Source organism: Methylobacterium sp. AC832, assembly GCF_979256025.1.
Map to the genome: position 1 here is coordinate 1,531,595 of NZ_CEEDMV010000001.1, position 15,732 is coordinate 1,547,326.

Genomic DNA, 15,732 nt, shown 5'->3' on the forward strand with positions numbered 1-15,732 from the left:
GGCTCCGGCGTTTCGCGTTTCACCCCCCCGATTTCGTAACTGATATTATGCTATTATTCCTTTATAGGTATAATGGCTTGATCAAGGGGGTGAATCCGATGTCGTCGAGCGCAACGGCCCTTCTGCGGGCGAAATGGCTGATCACGTCGTGCCGTGTTCAGGTCGCGTTTCAGCGGTTGCGTCTGTCGCTCCGTGCGTACCACGCCGATCAACCCCGCGTGCCGGCCGGACATCCGGACGGCGGCCAATGGACGGACGGCGGTGCGGGCGACGGATATGATTCCGGTGACGATGCGCGGATCGTCCACGTCTCGGATGACCTCAACCGTCGGTACACGGTCGTGCTCTCCGAAGAAGAGGTGCGCGGCGGCCATACGCTTCGCGAGCATGTCGGTAAGACGGACGCGCAGATGATGCAGCGCGTCCAGTCCAGCAAAAGGAGATTTCTGTTCGTAGACTATGGCCTCAGGCGAGATGGCACGTTCGAGTCTGTGGAGACCGCAAACGATCTCATCAACCGCACCTTGGAACAGAACGCCTCCGAAGTTGATGACGTCGCAACCGGGAAAAAGGCCAATGCATTCCTAAAGTCCCGATTTGGATACAAAACTGTTCGGGAAGCCTACACGGCGGGGCAGCTTGAGCCGTACATGCGCACGACTTACGGTGTCGGAATCTTTATCCTTCACGATCCGGGCAACCCCCGCGGGTACCGCATCCATACCGCCTATCCGGGCAACGACGGAGATTGACATGCGAGCGTCCCCGGAATTCCTGAAGTTCGGCCGTTGGTTCATGCAGGACATCGGTGGCGGCGCGCCGACGCTCGACGAGATGTACGATTTCGTTCTCAACCTCTTCCGCGGCGAGGAGCGCGTCCGGTTGCGGCAGTTCATCGACCGCGCCCTCCGCGAGGCGTCCGACGAGACGTTGAAGGGATTGTGGAAGGAGACGGACGCCGACATCTACTTCCCCACCGCGCAGGATCCGCGCGCATTCCTGACCGGCGCCCGCGACCGGCTCTGAACGCCGTTTCGTTCGCCCTGCGCGGGTGTCGGCAGCCTACGATCATCACACATTTCGCGGGATACGCGGCTCTCCTCCCCCTTGTGGGGAGAGGGACGCGCTCCGCCTGTCCGAGGAGTGGTGTGAACCCGGTCGGTCAAAAACTCCGCGTCGGCCGGTCGAGGACGCTGCGTCCCATCAGGCTGGCGGCGAGATCCGTCATCAGGATCGCGGTGCGACCGCGCTCGTCGAGGAACGGATTGAGCTCGACGAGATCGAGGCTGCGGACGAGGCCGCTATCGTGCAGCATCTCCATGGCGAGATGCGCCTCGCGGAACGTCGCCCCGCCCGGAACCGTGGTGCCGACGCCGGGCGCGATGCCGGGATCGAGAAAATCCACGTCGAGGCTCACATGCAGCCACCCGCCGGCAGCAGCCACCCGTTCGAGGAAGGCCTTCAGCAGAATGCCGATGCCGAACTCGTCGATGGCGCGCATGTCGTGCACGGTGATCCCGGCCTCGCGGATCGTCTGCCGCTCCGCCGGATCGACGCTGCGCAGGCCGATCATGCAGACGTTGTGCGGTTTCACCGGCGCGACGGGCGGCGGCAGGTAGGGGGCGAACCCCTTGAGACCGATCGCATAGGCCATCGGCACGCCGTGGAGATTGCCGCTCGTCGTCGTCTCCAGGGTGTGGAGGTCGGGATGCGCGTCGAGCCAGAGCACGTGCAACTCGCGGCCCGCCTCGGCCGCCCGCCGGCTCATGCCCGAGACCGTACCGGCCGAGAGGCTGTGATCGCCGCCGAGGAAGATCGGAAGGCCCTCGCCCCCGGCCCGATAGGCGGCCTCGCTGAGCGCCGACGTCCAGCGCGCGAAGTCGGAGAGGTTGGTCACGCTCGGATTGGGATGGGCGACGGCCTCGCCGGGGGGAGGGGCGATGTTCCCGCGATCCTCCACCACCAGGCCGAGGGAGGTGAGGGCGCCGCCCAAACCGGCGGCCCGGTAAGCGCTCGGGCCCATGTCGCAGCCCAGCCGGCTCGTGCCCTCCTGGACCGGCACGCCGATGAGGATGCAGCGTTTCTCGTCCATGGGTTCATTCTCCGATCCGCCGACACCATAGGGGTCGCGCACGACAGCCGTGAGGCGCGGGCCGGCGGATCGTCATGGCGCCGCAGGATCGGGACCAGCCCGGCCCTCCACCCGAAGCAGCATCCCGAACAGGTCGCGGGGATCGTCCGGGTCCGCCAGCAGGTCGAGATCCTCGAAGAAGCCGGTGCCGGCCAGCACCGAGCGCAGGTATCGCAGGGCGGAGAAATCCTCGACCGCGAAACCGACGGAATCGAACAGCGTGATCTGCCTGTCGTTCCGCCGGCCCGGCACCTCGCCGGCGATCACCCGCCAGAGTTCGGTGACGGGGTGATCGGCCGGCAATTGCTGGATCTCGCCTTCGAGCCGGGTCTGGGGCGCGTATTCGACGACGATGTCCGAACGGCGAAGGATGTCGGGGTGGAGCTCGGTCTTGCCGGGGCAATCCCCGCCGACGGCGTTGATGTGGATGCCGGGGCCGACGAGGTTGTCGGTGAGGATGGTGGCGCATTGCTTGTCGGCCGTCGCCGTGGTGACGGTGTCGGCGCCCTCCACCGCCTCGGCGGTGCTCGAACAGATCGCGATCCGGAAGCCGAACCCCGCGAGGTTGCGCCGGCACTTGGCGCTGGCGGCCGGGTCGATGTCGTAGAGGCGCAGGGAATCGATGCCGATGAGGGCCTTGAAGGCCAGGGCCTGGAACTCGGCCTGGGCGCCGTTCCCGATGATCGCCATGGTCCGCGCACCTTTCGGGGCGAGGTATTTCGCCGCGACCGCCGACATGGCGGCGGTGCGCAGAGCCGTGAGGATCGTCATCTCGGTGAGCAGCATCGGATAACCGTTGCCCACATCGGCCAGCACGCCGAAGGCGGCCACGGTCTGGCGCCCGCTGCGGGCGTTCTTCGGGTGACCGTTGACGTATTTGAAGCCGTAGGTGGTGCCGTCGCTGGTCGGCATCAGTTCGATCACGCCGTCGGCGCTGTGGGAGGCCAGGCGCGGCTGCTTGTCGAACAGGTGCCAGCGCCGGAAATCCTCCTCGATCGTGGCGGCCAATTCCCGCAGGAACCGCTCGACGCCGATCGCCAGGACGAGCCTCATCATGTTGTCGACGCTGACGAAGGGAACGACATTCAGTTTGTCCGCCATGACGCCTCGTCTCCCGGACCGATACCGAATCGATCATAGGCAGGATGCGCGCCCGCGCGATGCGGCATAGCCCTTGCTGCGATGAGAGAGGGCGAAATGGACAGGGCATCATGATCGGCACCTCTCGACCCGGTCGCTGTGAGGTCGCGTCGCGATGGGGTCGTTGATCGGATCGAGCGGGGGACCAAGCGACTGGCGCCGGTCGGTACTACGGCGGAAACCCGTATCCCCCGCGACGCAGGGTGCCGATACCGGAGCCCGGCCCCTCGAACGCTCCATCGGCCTCTTCCGTCTCGTCATGCTCGGGGTCGGCGCCACGGTCGGCACCGGCATCTTCGTGATCCTGAGCGCGGCGGTGCCCGAGGCAGGACCCGCCATCCTGGTCTCGTTCCTGCTGGCCGCCGTCACGGCGGGGCTCACGGCGCTCTGCTACGCGGAACTGGCTTCGGCGCTTCCACTCTCGGGCTCGTCCTATTCCTATGCTTACGCCACCCTCGGGGAACTCGCGGCCTTCCTGGTCGGCGCCTGCCTCCTCCTCGAATACGCGGTCTCCGCCTCGGCCATCGCCGTCGGATGGGGCCAGTATCTCAACGAGGTCTTCGGTGCGCTCCTCGGCTGGACCATGCCCGATTCCATCAGCCAGCCCCCCGGCCGGGGCGGCTACGTCAACCTGCCGGCCATCGTCCTCATCGGCCTGTGCACCCTGCTGCTCCTGCGCGGCACCGCCGAATCCACTGCGATCAACGCATTCCTCGTGGTCCTGAAGCTCGCCGTGCTGGTGTTCTTCGCCGTCGTCGCCCTCACGGCGTTCGAGCCAGCGAACCTCACGCCCTTCGCGCCGCTCGGCTGGGCCGGGATCGGCACCGCCGCCTCGACAATCTTCTTCTCCTATATCGGCCTCGATACGATCTCGACGGCGAGCGAGGAGGTGCGCGACCCGGCCCGCACGCTGCCCCTGGGCATTCTCCTCTCCCTGGTCATCGTCACCGCGATCTACCTCCTCGTCGCCCTCGCGGGGATCGGAGCCCAACCCTGGACGCACTTTGCCGGGCAGGATGCCGGGCTGGCGGTGATCCTGCGCAACGTCACCGGAACGGCCTGGCCGGCCCTCGTCCTGTCGATCGGGGCGGTCATCTCCATCTTCTCCGTGACCCTGGTGACGATGTATGGCCAGACCCGTATCCTCTTCGCCATGAGCCGGGACGGGCTGCTGCCGACGCTGTTCCAGCGCGTGGACCGGCGCAGCCGGAGCCCGAACGCCAATACGCTGGCGGTGGCGCTCTTAGTCGCCTCGCTGGCGGCGCTCGTTCCCCTAGACGTGCTCGCCAACCTCACCAGCATGGGCACCCTCGTGGCCTTCACGGCGGTCTCCCTCAGCGTCATGATCCTGCGCCGGCGGCGCCCCGACTTGCCGCGAGGATTTCACGTGCCGCTCTACCCGCTCGTGCCCCTCGCGAGCCTCGCCTGCTGCCTGATGCTCATCGCGGCGCTGCCACGGGACACCTACCTGCTCTTCGCGCTCTGGATCGGTGTCGCGCTGGTGATCTACACCGCCTATTCCCAGCGTCATTCGCGATTGGCTCGGGCCTGAGAGCCGGTCTGATGAGGTTTCCCTGCGTATCGTCTTGCCAGGATCGATCATCCAAGCCGACCACCTCATCCTGAGGTGACCTTTGCGCAAGCAAAGGGCTTTGAGGGAGCCTCCAGGGATCGCGCGTCGACTGGAGGCCTCCTTCGAGGCCTCTTCGCGGCACCTCAGGATGAGGTGGTGCGTTGGAAAAATACCTCACATCTGCTCTGAGACCAGACTGCGACGAGCGTGCCTCATGGGCTTTGCCTGCCTGCGATGACACAGCGGAGGACCGGTTCCGCCCTGCAAGACGGGCCAGCGGGACTTGCGCCGCCGCACCTCGGTTTCCAGCTGATATCGGCTGTTCCTCAAGCCGATCGAGTGTCGCGATGCCCCGCTTCTTCTTTCACACCCATATCGGCCGGGAGGTCATCGCCGATCCCACCGGCACCGAATTGCGGGATGCCGACCATGCCTGGGAGGTCGCCCGCGACACGATTCAGGCGACGATGAGCGAGGCGGAGGCCCAGGCCCGCCTGATGGGGGCAATCCTCGTCGTCACCGACGAATCCGGCGAAACGGTTCTCGAATTCCCGTTTTCCGAGGTGGTCACCCTCGCGCCGGAAGAGCCGGGCCCCACCGTGCATTGAGTGCCGGCTTGATTGGATGCTCATGCCGGAGCCGATCATCCCAGCAGACCACCTCATCCTGAGGTACCCGCGTCAGCGGGCCTCGAAGGAGCCCTCCAGCGGGCGCGCGATCCCTGGAAGCCTCCTTCGAGGCCGCTACGCGGCACCTCAGGATGAGGTGAAGCCCTGGAAAAACGACGGAAACAAGCCGTGGACGCCCCCCGCGCCTCACCGGGTCTTGGGAGCCTCGCTTTCCGCCGTAACGGCCTGCCGGATCGCCGCCAGAAGGGCGCCTTCGAAGAGCAGGGCGGAACCGTAATGGAAGTCGAGGTCGAAGGGGCGGCGCGAGTTCATCGAGAGCGAGGCGCTCTGCATCGCCACGAGACGGCCCGACAGGTCGAACAGGCCGGAGCCCGAGCCGCCGAACCCATCGTTGCAATTGTGCCGGGCGCGGCGGATGTCGTCCTCCGTCGGCGGATCGATCTGGTGGATCGCGCAGGTCTCGGTGCTGCTCGGCCCGCGATAATTCTCGTGCCCGCCGGGTGAGACCATCACCACGGGAATCTCCGCGACGCCCGTTGCCAGAGACGGCGCCTCGGGGACCGGCTGCGGCGGCGCGCCGACCACCGCCTCGGTGAGGTCGAGCAAGGCCCAATCGTCGGTGATGTGCAGCGCCTTGGCGTCGGGCGCCGCGCCGAGGCGCAGGCTCGCCGGCACGAAGCCGTAATTCCGCCCGCCGATCTGGAAGAAGCAATCCTCCACCTCCCGCGTCACCTCCATGCGGCGGTTGCGAAAATTGTGCGCGTTCATCACCACGAGGCGTGACGAACCGACGAGCCAGGCGGCCGCCGCCTTCTGCGGGATACCGTCCGGCCGGCGATGGCAGAACAGGACGCCCGCGCCGGGATAGCGGGTGATGTCGGCCCCCGTCAGATCGCGGCGCCCGTCATGCGGATAGAGAGCGGCCATGCGCCCTTCCTCCGCCGAGGCCGCCCCTGACACCATGATTGCGAGCCCGGCCAGCGCCCATCTCCGCAGCGGGCGGGACCGGCCATTGTGCCTCCGGCGGATCGAGCTGTCGGCTGCGACAGGAATCATCTGTGATGTGAACCGATGCTGATGCTGCGCCATCGCCGCTCGATCCGAGGAGGAGGGCGGTTCGGAATGTCGTCGGCCTCGCGCACGGGGCAGGGCCCCGCGGGGACCGCTTATTCCGGCGGGTCCTTCTTCACGGACACGCACATCTTCACCGCAGATTCCAGTTTGATCTCGCCCGGATTGCCGATATTCGCGGTCTCTTCCAGGCAGCGGATGAAGTAATTCTTGTCGAGCTCGGCGTTCAGGCTGGAGAAGGCCTTGCCCATGCGGGTGGCGAAATCGATCTTCTCGTCCGTGGAAGCGCGGGGCCAGCGCGATACCTTGTCGTCCATGGTCAACCGTGCCGCATCGGCAATCGACGGCAGGACAATCAGGCAAATCACGAGCGCAGTTGTTCTTCTGATCATCGGCATGTCTCGTTTTTGTTTCCTACCCACCATCAGTTTAGCGCTGGTCGGCAACGAGTAAAGCACAGGCTCACCGGCACAGGACGCTTTTCCTGCTGCGACACTGTGCATAAACCTTGCGCATCGCGACCGCGCATCGTCCGGCTCCCGTGCCTCTGCGCCACCGAACGCCGGACCGCTCCGAGAGGCCGACGACGGCCAACCTGCAGCGCAAGTGCTTCAATCCACAGAGCAAGTGCTTCGACCGAAAGGGAAAGACCGGTCGTTCACCTATGTCGCTCTTCCACAAGTCTTGGCCAGGATCACCCTCCGAACAGGGATAAAAGCATGGAACAAGTTGCCAAATCGTCCTGTAAAAAAAGGTTGAAGTGGCTAAAGACATCAGGCAAAGCAAATGATTATATAGCTAGCCGATGGATCAGTAATAAGTCTTTTATAAGAGCGGCCAGCGTCAGGTTATTCTTATAAATACGTTCATAATATCGATCGACTGACTGTTTGCTGAACCGGCGAAAGCAATGGCTGCGGCCGATCCCCTGGGGTCGAGCACGCGGCAGAAGGGCAGGAGACGCAGAATGAACAGGTTACTGAATTCAGTCTCGGTGCTGGCCGTCTTGGCCCTGGCACCGATCGGATTGTCAGGGATCGCCTCGGCCAACGACAAGCTCATCGATCTGTCGAACAGCGATGAAAACTGGGTGATGCCGGGCAAGAACTACGACTCGGACAATTACAGCAAGCTCAAGCAGATCAACACGACGAACGTGAAGGACCTCAAGGTCTCCTGGTCGTTCTCGACCGGCCTGCTCAACGGCCACGAGGGCGCGCCCGTCGTCGTCGACAACAAGATGTATATCCACACCTCCTTCCCGAACAACACCTTTGCTCTCGCCCTCGACGATCCGGGCAAGATCCTGTGGCAGGACAAGCCCAAGCAGAACCCGGCCGCCCGCGCCGTCGCCTGCTGCGATCTCGTCAATCGCGGTCTCGCCTACTGGCCCGGCGACGGAAAGACCCCGGCGCTGATCCTCAAGACCCTGCTCGACGGCAACGTCATGGCGCTCAACGCCGAGACCGGCGAGACGGTGTGGAAGGTCGAGAATTCCGACATCAAGGTCGGCTCCACGCTGACGATCGCCCCCTACGTGGTGAAGGACAAGGTCATCATCGGCTCCTCGGGCGCCGAGCTCGGCGTGCGCGGCTACCTCACCGCCTACGACGTGAAGACCGGTTCCCAGGTCTGGCGCGCCTACGCGACCGGCCCGGACAAGGACCTGCTGCTCGCCTCCGACTTCAACATCAAGAACCCCCATTACGGCCAGAAGAACCTCGGCACCTCTACCTGGGAGGGCGATGCCTGGAAGATCGGCGGCGGCACCAACTGGGGCTGGTACGCCTACGATCCCGGCACCAACCTGATCTACTTCGGCACCGGCAACCCGGCGCCGTGGAACGAGACCATGCGTCCCGGTGACAACAAGTGGACGATGACCATCTTCGGCCGCGACGCCGATACGGGTGAGGCCAAGTTCGGCTACCAGAAGACCCCGCACGACGAGTGGGATTACGCCGGCGTCAACGTGATGATGCTGTCGAACCAGAAGGACAAGGACGGCAAGGACCGCAAGCTCCTGACCCATCCGGACCGGAACGGCATCGTCTACACGCTCGACCGGACGGACGGCTCGCTCGTCTCGGCCAACAAGATCGACGACACCGTCAACGTGTTCAAGTCGGTCGACCTGAAGACCGGCCAGCCGGTGCGCGATCCCGAATACGGCACCCGCATGGACCACCTCGCCAAGGACATCTGTCCCTCGGCGATGGGCTACCACAACCAGGGCCACGATTCCTACGATCCCGAGCGCAAGCTCTTCTTCATGGGCATCAACCACATCTGCATGGATTGGGAGCCCTTCATGCTTCCCTACCGTGCCGGTCAGTTCTTCGTCGGTGCCACTCTGAACATGTATCCCGGCCCGAAGGGCGATCGCCAGAACTACGAAGGTCTGGGCCAGATCAAGGGCTACAACGCCATCACCGGCGAGTTCAAATGGGAGAAGATGGAGCGCTTCGCCGTGTGGGGCGGAACGACGGCGACCGCCGGCGGTCTCGTGTTCTACGGAACGCTGGACGGCTACATCAAGGCGCGCAATTCGGACAACGGAGACCTTCTCTGGAAGTTCAAGATGCCGTCGGGCGCCATTGGCTACCCGATCACCTACAGCCACAAGGGTGATCAGTACGTCGCTATCTACTACGGCGTCGGCGGCTGGCCGGGTGTCGGCCTCGTGTTCGACCTTCAGGACCCGACTGCCGGCCTCGGCGCGGTGGGCGCGTTCAAGAAGCTCGCGAACTACACCCAGATGGGCGGCGGCGTGATGGTGTTCTCGCTGAACGGCAAGGGTCCGTACGACGATCCGAGCATCGGCGAGTACCAGACCGCAGCCGCCAAGTAACGGCTGCATCGGGAAACGAGCGCGTCCCTCTCCCCCTTGTGGGGAGAGGTTAGGAGTGGGGGTGGTTGGGTGACCCGCAGGCTGCAGAGGCCAGCGGAGCCACCCCCACCTCCAACTCCTCCCCACAATCTCGACGGATCTCGGGCAAGCCCGAGATCCGCTGGGGAGGAGGGCCGCGTCCAACTGTGCCGGCTCGATCCCAAAGAATCCGACCCATAAAAACAACGGAAACGCTCTCATGTCCTTCGCCAAAGGATGCCTGTCCGTCGCGGCTCTCCTCGCCCTCGGCAGTGCCGCGTTCGCGCAGGCCGATACGAAATCCGCGCCCGACGACACCGTGCTCCGGGTCTGCGCGGCCAACCAGCCGCCGCTCTCGATGAAGGACGGCTCAGGGCTCGAGAACCGCATCGTCTCCGCCGTGGCCGAGGCCATGGGGCGCAAGGCGCAGTTCGTCTGGTCCGACAAGGCCGCGATCTATCTCGTGCGCGACAGTCTCGACAAGAAGCTCTGCGACGTGGTGGTCGGCCTCGACAGCGACGACCCGCGCGTGCTCACCACGAAGCCCTATTACCGCAGCGGCTACGTCTTCATCACCCGCGCCGACCGGGACCTCGACATCAAGTCCTGGTCCGATCCGCGCCTGAAGACCATCGACCACATGGTCGTCGGTTTCGGCACGCCCGGCGAGGCGATGCTGAAGGATATCGGCCGCTACGAGGAGGATATGGCCTACCTCTACTCGCTGGTGAACTTCCGCGCGGCCCGCAACACCTACACGCAGATCGATCCGGCCCGGATGGTCAGCGAAGTCGTCGCCAACAAGGCCGACGTGGCCGTGGCCTTCGCGCCGGACGTCGCCCGCTACGTCAAGGATTCGAGCCAGCCCCTGCGCATGAATCCGGTGCCAGACGATACGGTGCGCAGCGACGGCCAGAAAGTGCCGCAGAGCTTCGACCAGTCCATGGGCGTCCGCCGCGACGACCAGGCCCTCAAGACGGCCCTCGACGCCGCGATCGCCAAGGCTCGCCCGCAGATCGAGGCGATCCTCCGCCAGGACGGCGTGCCCGTCACCCCCGTTTCCAACTGATTCTCCGAACCCTGTCCCGCGTCGCCGGTGCGCTGAGCACCGGTACGCCCACCTCGGCCGCAAGTCCGGGGATAAACAGAGCAAATTGATGCGTCATACGAACCGTGTCCTCGCCGCCCTTCTGGGGCTCGGCCTCGCCTCCGCCGGTCTGGCGGCCCTGGCCCAGCCCTCCGCGGGCCCCTCGACGGGGATCACCTTCCGCAACACCGTGACCGGCGAAGAATTGAACGTCTCGGAAGGCAAGGAGGGCGGGCGCGACACTCCCGCCGTCAAGGAGTTCTTCCAGACCGGCAAGAACCTCTACATCGACGACAAGTCCTGCCTGCGTAACGGCGAGTCGCTGTTCGCGACCTCGTGCTCCGGCTGTCACGGCCACCTCGCCGAAGGCAAGCTCGGCCCCGGCCTCAACGACAATTACTGGACCTATCCGTCCAACACCGAGGATACCGGCCTGTTCGCCACCATCTTCGGCGGCGCCAACGGCATGATGGGTCCGCACAACGAGAACCTGACGCCCGACGAGATGCTGCAGACGATCGCCTGGATCCGGCACCTCTATACCGGCCCGGTCAAGGACGCCGTCTGGCTCAACGACGAGCAGAAGAAGAATTACACGCCCTACAAGCAGGGCGAGACCTTCCCCAAGGACGCTCCGGGCCAGTGCCCACCGCTGGAGTAGCAGTCTTGGGAAGTCACGTCGCGCGAGGATGCCTCGCGCGGTGAGCGAGAAGCGGCGAACGCCGTAACAATCAAACCAGAGGAAACGACCATGCGGACACTCATCACGGCTCTCGCAATCGGTGCGGGCGCGCTGCTCGCCGTTCCCGCGCTCGCCTATGACGGCACCAAGTGCAAGGCCGCCGGCGATTGCTGGCAGCCCAAGCCCGGCTTCCCCGAGAAGATCGCCGGCACGAAATACGACCCGAAGCACGATCCGAAAGAACTGAACAAGCAGGCCGATTCGATCAAGCAGATGGAAGAGCGCAACAAGAAGCGCATCGAAGCCGCCAAGAAGACCGGCAAGTTCGAATACGACGTCACCAAGATTTCCTCCAACTGACGTCGTCGCCGCCCATCGCTTTGGGCGGCCATCACGGTGACCGCGATCCCCTCAGGCGCCTGGACCGCTCCGTCCGGGGATCGCGGCCGCTGTCCTCAAAGGCAAACCCCATGAACGACATCCGCTCCGGCGACGCGATGCTCACCGATTGGCGCGAGGCGGCCGGCCGTTTCGAACGCGCGGTCCGCGGCGCCGTGGTGGGCCAGGACCGCGCGATCCGGCTTCTCACCATCGCCCTCTTCGCCCGGGGCCATGTGCTGCTGGAAGGCGATGTCGGCGTCGGCAAGACCACCCTGCTGCGCGCCGTGGCGCGGGCGCTCGGCGGCGCCTACGAGCGCATCGAGGGCACGGTGGACATGATGCCGTCCGACCTCATCTATCACACCTACCTCGCCGATGACGGCCGCCCGCGCGTGGAGCCGGGGCCGGTGCTGCGGCAATCCGAAGACCTTTCGATCTTCTTCTTCAACGAGATCAACCGCGCGCGTCCGCAGGTCCATTCGCTCCTGCTCCGCCTCATGGCCGAGCGCAGCCTGACCGCGTTCAACCGCGAATACCGTTTCCCCAACCTCCAGGTCTTCGCCGACCGCAACCGCGTCGAGCGCGAGGAAACCTTCGAGCTCCCGGCCGCCGCCCGCGACCGCTTCCTGATGGAGATCGGGCTCGAAGCCCCGCGCGATGCCGAGGCGCGCCGCGCCCTCGTCTTCGATCCGCGCTTCCACGACACCGATGCCCTCATCGCCGGCATCGACGGCAGCGTCCTCGATCACGCGGCCATGGCCGGGATCGGCGCGGCGATCCAGCACGGCATCCAGGCGAGCCCGGCCATCGAGGCCTACGTGGTCGGCCTGTGGGAAGCCCTGGTCCGCCCGCACGAGGCCGGCATCCGCCTGCCCGGCATCGACATGTCGGCGCTGATCCAGGGCGGGGCCTCGCCGCGCGGCGTCGCCTTCCTCGTCCGCGCCGCCCGCGTCCGCGCCTGGCTGGAGGGCCGCGACTGGCTCGTGCCCGAGGATATCCGGGCGATCTTCCCCGAGGTGATGGCCCACCGCGTCTTCCTCGAGCCGATCTACGAGATGCGCCGCAGCACCATCGTGCCGGAGCTCTGCCGCGCCGTGTTCGACACCGTGCCCGCCCCGTGACGGCGCCCGAGAGAACGCCCCAGGAGCCGACGCCGGACATCGTCTACCGCCCGCGCGGCCGCGTTCCCGGCACGATGGCGGGTGCCCATCGCGGCCGCGATGCCGGCGGTCTCGGCACCTTCCGCGACCAGGTGCCGTTCCTGCGCATGCCGGATGCCCGCCGCATCGACGTCCGCGCCACCCTGCGCGATCCGTTCGAAGGCACCTATGTCCGGCGGTTCGAGAGCCGCACGGCGCTCGAAATCTGGGCACTGGTCGATCTCACCGCCTCCATGCGCTTCTCCGGCGAGGCGGACAGGATGGGGCTCGTCTTGTCCTTCTGCGGCTGCCTCGCCGCCTCGGCCACGCGCATCGGGGACGCTTTCGGCCTGCTCGGCTGCGATGCCACCCTGCGGGAGGACGTGTTCCTGCCCGCGAGCCGTCGCCGCAGCATTGCCGGCGACGTCGTCTCCAGGCTGATGGACGCCGCCTGTACCGGCGACCGCGCGGACGGGATGGGGCAGGCGGCCCGCCGCCTCGTCGGCCGTCCCAAGATCGTGTTCCTGGTCTCCGATTTCCGCTGGCCGGAGGCACTCATTACCGAGACCTTCGCGAGCCTGTCGGGCCACGACCTCGTGCCGGTGGTCCTAGCCGATGCTGCCGAGGAAGACGGCCTGCCCGAATGGGGCCTGATGGAACTCGATGATCTCGAAGGTGCCGGCCGCCGCGTGGTCTTCATGCGCCCGAGCCTGCGCCGCCGCTGGATCGCGCGCGAAGCGGAGCGGGCGGAGACCCTGCGCCGGATCGCCTCCACCTATGGGCGACCGCCTTTCCGCCTCGCGGGCCGCTTCGACCCGGACGCGATCAGCCGCCACCTCCTGGCGAGTTGAGGCATCCCATGCGCCGCCTCGCCCCGCTCCTGTTCCTGCTCTGCTCATCGCTCGCCGCCCAGTCCCAGGTGCGGACCGTCGAGGTGCGCACGCCGCGCCCGTTCGGCTACTTCCTCGGCGATCTCGTCCGCGCCCAGGTCGATATCGTGGTCGAGCCGGGTTTTGCCCTGCAGGCCGCCTCGCTGCCCCAGCCCGGCGCGATCACCTATTGGCTCGACCTTCGCACCGTCGCGGTGACGCAGGCATCCGTGGGCGGCGGCAGCCGGGTGCGCCTCGATCTCACCTACCAGAACTTCTACGCCGCCCTCGATGCCCGCGCCCTGGAGATCCCCGGCTTCGTCGTCACCTTCGTGAGCGAGACGGACACGGGCGCGACCACGGCCAAGGCCCAGGTTCCGCCGTGGTCGTTCAACATCTCGCCCCTGCGCGAGGTCCAGCCGCCGGCTCAGAAAGACCCGAGGAACTACCTGCGTCCGGACGGGCGGGTCGCGTCCCTCGACACGCAACCCCTCGTCGTCGGCGGCGCCGGCTTCATAGCCATGGCCCTGCTGGCCTTCGCGGGTCTCGCCTGGGACCGGACATGGTGGCCCTTCGCCAAGCGCGAAGGACGCGCCTTCGCGGCGTGCCTGCGCCGCCTGCGCGTCCTCGCCGGACGGAGGGAGGACGAGGCGGCCTACGAGACCGCGCTTCTCGCGCTTCACCGGGCGCTGGACGAGACCGACGGGCGCCGGGTCCTGGCCGACGACCTGCCGGCCTTCCTCACCCGCCATCCCGCCTATGCGCGGGAACGGGCCGGCCTTGCCGCCTTCCTCGACGCGTCGCGTCACAGCTTCTTCGGACCCGGTCCGGCCGCCACCATGCAGCGTCTGCCCTTGGCCGACATCGTCGCCCTGACCCGGAAACTCACCGCCATCGAGCGGCAATCATGAACGAGCCGAAAACCCGTCCGATGGCGGTCGAAGCATGGGTCTGATGGCGGTCGAAGCATGGGTCTGATGGCGGTGGTGTCATGCGCTTGATGGCGGATTTTCCGTGGGTCTTGTGGCTGCTGCCTTTGGCGCTGCTGCCGCTCGCTGCGTCGAGCCAGCGGGTCACCCCGCTGTCGAGCATCGCGGCCAGCCCCGTCGACGGCCTGTCGCGCCTCATCGGCTGGAGCCTGCGCGCGGCCGGAATCCTCGCCATCGGCGGCCTCGTCGTCGCCCTGTCCGGCCCCTATCGCCAGGGCGAGACCATCACCCGGACCGGCATCGGGGCCCAGGTCTCGATCCTGGTCGATCGCTCGGGAAGCATGAACGAGACCTTCGCCGGATTGCAGCCCTACGGTGCCGAGGAATCGAAGGCGGCGGCCTCGCGCCGGCTGCTCGGCGAGTTCGTCGGCAGCCGCGCCCATGACCAGTTCGCCGTCTCGGCCTTCTCCACGGCCCCCATGCTCGTGGTGCCGATGACCGACCGGCACGAGGCGGTCCGCGCGGCCATCGCCGCCATCGACCGGCCGGGCCTCGACTACACCAACGTGGCGCGCGGCCTCGGCATGGCGCTCTCGCAGTTCGGCGCCAGTACCGCCAATGTCTCGCGCGCCCTGCTCATCGTCTCCGACGGCGCTGCGGTGATCGATCCCCGCGTCCAGGGGACGTTGCGCGCCGAATTCTCGCGACTTCGTCCCAACCTCTACTGGCTGTTCCTGCGGACGAAGGGCTCGCCTTCCATCTCCGACAGGCCAGCGGGCGAGGACACCCCTCAGGCCGCGCCCGAACGTCATCTCGACCTGTTCTTCAAGAGCCTCGGCATCCCCTACCGCGCCTTCGAGGCCGAGGGCGCCGAGGCGGTGGCCGATGCCATCGGCCAGATCGAGCGTCTGGAGCGCGACCCGATCCCCTATATCGAACAGCGGCCGCGCCGTGACCTCGCGGGATGGGCCTATGGAATCAGCCTGTTAGGCCTGATCCTGCTCGTCGCGGCCAAGCTCGCCGAGGCGGATCTGGGGCGGAACAGGGGGAGGTCGCGGACCTCGCAAACAGGCGTGCCGACCACTCCGCAACGGAGGCTCGCCGCATGATGACCTCGCCGAAATTTGCCCCACAGGGCGCCAACCCTCCCCCCTCTGCGGGGGAGGGTGGTCGCGGAGCGACCGGGAGAGGGGGCGACCTCTCCGGACAGCGCGCTCCCCTCTCCCGACCCT

Annotated in this window: 16 protein-coding genes; 12 read left to right on the top strand and 4 right to left on the bottom strand. The window is 66.5% G+C overall.

Annotated features, from left to right (window positions below):
- The first annotated feature begins 77 nt into the window (after window positions 1-77).
- On the top strand, window positions 78-752 hold the full coding sequence (locus AC0IXR_RS07150; protein WP_471760184.1) for an RNase A-like domain-containing protein: 675 nt from the start codon (window positions 78-80) through the stop codon (window positions 750-752).
- A gap of 1 nt (window position 753) precedes the next feature.
- Complete coding sequence (locus AC0IXR_RS07155; protein WP_471760186.1) at window positions 754-1,026, top strand: hypothetical protein; 273 nt, start codon at window positions 754-756, stop codon at window positions 1,024-1,026.
- A 136-nt stretch (window positions 1,027-1,162) separates the two neighbouring features.
- Here AC0IXR_RS07155 and rocF read toward each other — a convergent pair whose 3' ends face one another.
- Window positions 1,163-2,092: an arginase gene (rocF, locus tag AC0IXR_RS07160; RefSeq protein ID WP_471760187.1), complete on the bottom strand. Its 930-nt coding sequence runs from the start codon at window positions 2,090-2,092 to the stop codon at window positions 1,163-1,165.
- Between the two features lie 72 nt (window positions 2,093-2,164).
- Entirely contained in the window at window positions 2,165-3,232 is a 1,068-nt protein-coding gene (locus tag AC0IXR_RS07165; protein ID WP_471760188.1) for an ornithine cyclodeaminase, read from the bottom strand.
- A 154-nt stretch (window positions 3,233-3,386) separates the two neighbouring features.
- Here AC0IXR_RS07165 and AC0IXR_RS07170 point away from each other — a divergent pair, with 154 nt between their 5' ends.
- Window positions 3,387-4,823, top strand: coding sequence for an amino acid permease (locus AC0IXR_RS07170; RefSeq protein WP_471760190.1), 1,437 nt, complete (start codon window positions 3,387-3,389; stop codon window positions 4,821-4,823).
- Window positions 4,824-5,191: 368 nt separating this feature from the next.
- Window positions 5,192-5,452, top strand: a complete 261-nt coding sequence (locus AC0IXR_RS07175; protein WP_056430323.1) for a DUF6894 family protein — start codon at window positions 5,192-5,194, stop codon at window positions 5,450-5,452.
- Window positions 5,453-5,659: 207 nt separating this feature from the next.
- Here the strand turns inward: AC0IXR_RS07175 and AC0IXR_RS07180 are convergent, their stop codons facing one another.
- The gene (locus AC0IXR_RS07180; RefSeq protein WP_471760192.1) at window positions 5,660-6,436 is read right to left on the bottom strand and encodes a serine protease; all 777 of its coding nucleotides are present in this window, start codon (window positions 6,434-6,436) and stop codon (window positions 5,660-5,662) included.
- A 203-nt stretch (window positions 6,437-6,639) separates the two neighbouring features.
- Entirely contained in the window at window positions 6,640-6,942 is a 303-nt protein-coding gene (locus AC0IXR_RS07185; protein WP_244483667.1) for a hypothetical protein, read from the bottom strand.
- 569 nt (window positions 6,943-7,511) lie between these two features.
- Here AC0IXR_RS07185 and AC0IXR_RS07190 point away from each other — a divergent pair.
- The 8 genes from AC0IXR_RS07190 to AC0IXR_RS07225 all read left to right on the top strand — a co-directional run bounded on the left by AC0IXR_RS07190 (window position 7,512) and on the right by AC0IXR_RS07225 (window position 15,609).
- Window positions 7,512-9,395 carry a methanol/ethanol family PQQ-dependent dehydrogenase gene (locus AC0IXR_RS07190; RefSeq protein ID WP_420604569.1) on the top strand — a complete coding sequence of 628 codons (1,884 nt, stop codon included), beginning with the start codon at window positions 7,512-7,514 and terminating at the stop codon, window positions 9,393-9,395.
- A gap of 238 nt (window positions 9,396-9,633) precedes the next feature.
- Window positions 9,634-10,482 (top strand): methanol oxidation system protein MoxJ, encoded by an 849-nt coding sequence (gene moxJ, locus AC0IXR_RS07195; protein ID WP_311274746.1) that lies wholly within the window; start codon window positions 9,634-9,636, stop codon window positions 10,480-10,482.
- Window positions 10,483-10,570: 88 nt separating this feature from the next.
- A complete protein-coding gene (gene moxG, locus AC0IXR_RS07200; RefSeq protein ID WP_471760194.1) occupies window positions 10,571-11,161 on the top strand; it encodes a cytochrome c(L), periplasmic in 591 nt (196 codons plus the stop codon).
- Window positions 11,162-11,251: 90 nt separating this feature from the next.
- On the top strand, window positions 11,252-11,542 hold the full coding sequence (locus tag AC0IXR_RS07205) for a methanol dehydrogenase [cytochrome c] subunit (protein WP_056255295.1): 291 nt from the start codon (window positions 11,252-11,254) through the stop codon (window positions 11,540-11,542).
- A 110-nt stretch (window positions 11,543-11,652) separates the two neighbouring features.
- Entirely contained in the window at window positions 11,653-12,684 is a 1,032-nt protein-coding gene (locus tag AC0IXR_RS07210; RefSeq protein ID WP_471760195.1) for an AAA family ATPase, read from the top strand.
- Window positions 12,681-13,553, top strand: a complete 873-nt coding sequence (locus tag AC0IXR_RS07215) for a DUF58 domain-containing protein (RefSeq protein ID WP_471760197.1) — start codon at window positions 12,681-12,683, stop codon at window positions 13,551-13,553. Before AC0IXR_RS07210 ends, AC0IXR_RS07215 begins: the two co-directional genes overlap by 4 nt.
- 8 nt (window positions 13,554-13,561) lie before the next feature.
- Window positions 13,562-14,482, top strand: a complete 921-nt coding sequence (locus tag AC0IXR_RS07220; protein ID WP_471760199.1) for a nonribosomal peptide synthetase MxaA — start codon at window positions 13,562-13,564, stop codon at window positions 14,480-14,482.
- Window positions 14,483-14,562: 80 nt separating this feature from the next.
- Window positions 14,563-15,609 (top strand): vWA domain-containing protein, encoded by a 1,047-nt coding sequence (locus tag AC0IXR_RS07225; RefSeq protein ID WP_471760201.1) that lies wholly within the window; start codon window positions 14,563-14,565, stop codon window positions 15,607-15,609.
- Window positions 15,610-15,732 lie beyond the last annotated feature (123 nt).

Excerpts from the sequence above, each read along its gene's own strand:
- AC0IXR_RS07180 (WP_471760192.1), bottom strand. The coding sequence starts at position 6,436 with ATGGTGTCAGGGGCGGCCTCGGCGGAGGAAGGGCGCATGGCCGCTCTC.
- moxG (WP_471760194.1), top strand. The coding sequence starts at position 10,571 with ATGCGTCATACGAACCGTGTCCTCGCCGCCCTTCTGGGGCTCGGCCTC.
- AC0IXR_RS07190 (WP_420604569.1), top strand. The coding sequence starts at position 7,512 with ATGAACAGGTTACTGAATTCAGTCTCGGTGCTGGCCGTCTTGGCCCTG.
- moxJ (WP_311274746.1), top strand. The coding sequence starts at position 9,634 with ATGTCCTTCGCCAAAGGATGCCTGTCCGTCGCGGCTCTCCTCGCCCTC.
- AC0IXR_RS07220 (WP_471760199.1), top strand. The coding sequence starts at position 13,562 with ATGCGCCGCCTCGCCCCGCTCCTGTTCCTGCTCTGCTCATCGCTCGCC.
- AC0IXR_RS07205 (WP_056255295.1), top strand. The coding sequence starts at position 11,252 with ATGCGGACACTCATCACGGCTCTCGCAATCGGTGCGGGCGCGCTGCTC.
- AC0IXR_RS07175 (WP_056430323.1), top strand. The coding sequence starts at position 5,192 with ATGCCCCGCTTCTTCTTTCACACCCATATCGGCCGGGAGGTCATCGCC.
- rocF (WP_471760187.1), bottom strand. The coding sequence starts at position 2,092 with ATGGACGAGAAACGCTGCATCCTCATCGGCGTGCCGGTCCAGGAGGGC.
- AC0IXR_RS07210 (WP_471760195.1), top strand. The coding sequence starts at position 11,653 with ATGAACGACATCCGCTCCGGCGACGCGATGCTCACCGATTGGCGCGAG.
- AC0IXR_RS07170 (WP_471760190.1), top strand. The coding sequence starts at position 3,387 with ATGGGGTCGTTGATCGGATCGAGCGGGGGACCAAGCGACTGGCGCCGG.
- AC0IXR_RS07185 (WP_244483667.1), bottom strand. The coding sequence starts at position 6,942 with ATGCCGATGATCAGAAGAACAACTGCGCTCGTGATTTGCCTGATTGTC.
- AC0IXR_RS07165 (WP_471760188.1), bottom strand. The coding sequence starts at position 3,232 with ATGGCGGACAAACTGAATGTCGTTCCCTTCGTCAGCGTCGACAACATG.
- AC0IXR_RS07155 (WP_471760186.1), top strand. The coding sequence starts at position 754 with ATGCGAGCGTCCCCGGAATTCCTGAAGTTCGGCCGTTGGTTCATGCAG.
- AC0IXR_RS07225 (WP_471760201.1), top strand. The coding sequence starts at position 14,563 with ATGCGCTTGATGGCGGATTTTCCGTGGGTCTTGTGGCTGCTGCCTTTG.